Source organism: Dactylosporangium sp. NPDC005572, assembly GCF_040605515.1.
Lineage (GTDB): Bacteria > Actinomycetota > Actinomycetes > Mycobacteriales > Micromonosporaceae > Dactylosporangium.
Genome location: NZ_JBEXCY010000475.1, coordinates 1 through 1,291 on the forward strand (window position 1 = coordinate 1; position 1,291 = coordinate 1,291).

Annotated in this window: 1 pseudogene; it reads right to left on the reverse strand. The window is 72.3% G+C overall.

What is annotated here, in order from left to right:
- Positions 1 to 311, reverse strand: a pseudogene (locus ABZS66_RS61760) (hypothetical protein); the annotation flags it as partial.
- Positions 312 to 1,291: the final 980 nt, after the last annotated feature.

Below are 1,291 nucleotides of genomic sequence, written 5' to 3' on the forward strand. Positions count from 1 at the left end.
CTGGTGGCGCCGCTGGCGCCGGTCGCCGCGTGCTGCGCGGCCAGCCGGAGGCCGACCAGCACGCCGGCGGCCACCGCGAGGGCGACGATGATCACGCCGATCGCGATCCACCAGGCCGTCGCGGACGGGCGCTCCTTCGGCGGCGGGGCGGGCCGGGGCAGCGGAATCTGCGCCGGCGGAGGAGGGGGCATGACCTCCGCCGGCGCGATCGCGAACTCCTCGTCCTCTTTGAACGCGACGTCGTCGTCCTGGTCCGGCGCTTCCCAGGGGGAGGGGCGGGCCGTCCAGTCGGACGCGCGTGCGTAGTACACCGGTGCCTCGATCGGGTGTGCCTCGTGCGGCTCCGCCAGGGTCGGCGGAGGCTGCTGCGCCGGTGCCGCCGGGCTGCTCGGCGCCGTCGGGGCCCAGGGGGAGGGGGTGACGGCGTGAGCCGATGGCCCGGGTGGTCCGGTCCGCTCGGATCGGGGGCGTGGCACCTCACGCGGGGGCGGGACGTAGATCCCGTCTTCCGTGTGGCCGTCGTCATGACGCCGCTGATGCCGGCCCTCGGTCATGGCATCCCTTTCTTTCTTTCGCGAGGCCGCTACGTTGCGCGAGGACGGGGAAGCGCGCTGCGGTCAACCTAGCACCGGCGCCCGCCCGATGCTGACCGCAGAGCGACCAGTTGATCACTGATTGCTGTGCAGCATCTGGCGACTGCGGCATTTCCGGCGAATTCCCTCAGTTCCCCCGCGCCCCGCTTCGAGACCACGGATCCTGCGGCCGGCCGGCTCCATGATCGATGGCGACTTTCGGCTGCCATGGCAACCAGAACTCTCCATCGATCATGAGAGTGGGTGATCAACCCGTCGGCATGGGTCCATGATCATGGGAAACATCTGGTCGCCCTGGCAGCCGGATGTTTCCCATGATCATGGAAGGTCATCCGGCGCCGCCGCTGTGGAGCGGGCAATTCGCACAAAACGACGCCGCGGCGGATGCCCGGCAGCGGCGCCGGGCGAGCGTGGGTGACCGCCGTGCGCGAATGGCCAGCGGACGCCGGCGGGCCCGACCCGGGCAAAAGGTGGGCGTGCGGACACCAGTGGGCGCGACGCGGGCGGATGCCCGGCAGCGGCGTCGGGCGAGCGTGGGTGACCGCCGTGCGCGAATGGCGAGCGGACGCCGGCGGGCCCGACCCGGGCAAAAAGGTGGGCGTGCGGACACCAGTGGGCGCGACCCGGGCAGAAGGTGGGCGGGCGCGGGAGGTGGAGGGTGCTGTCCGGCGGGTTGGTCGGTCGACCGACCGAGCTCA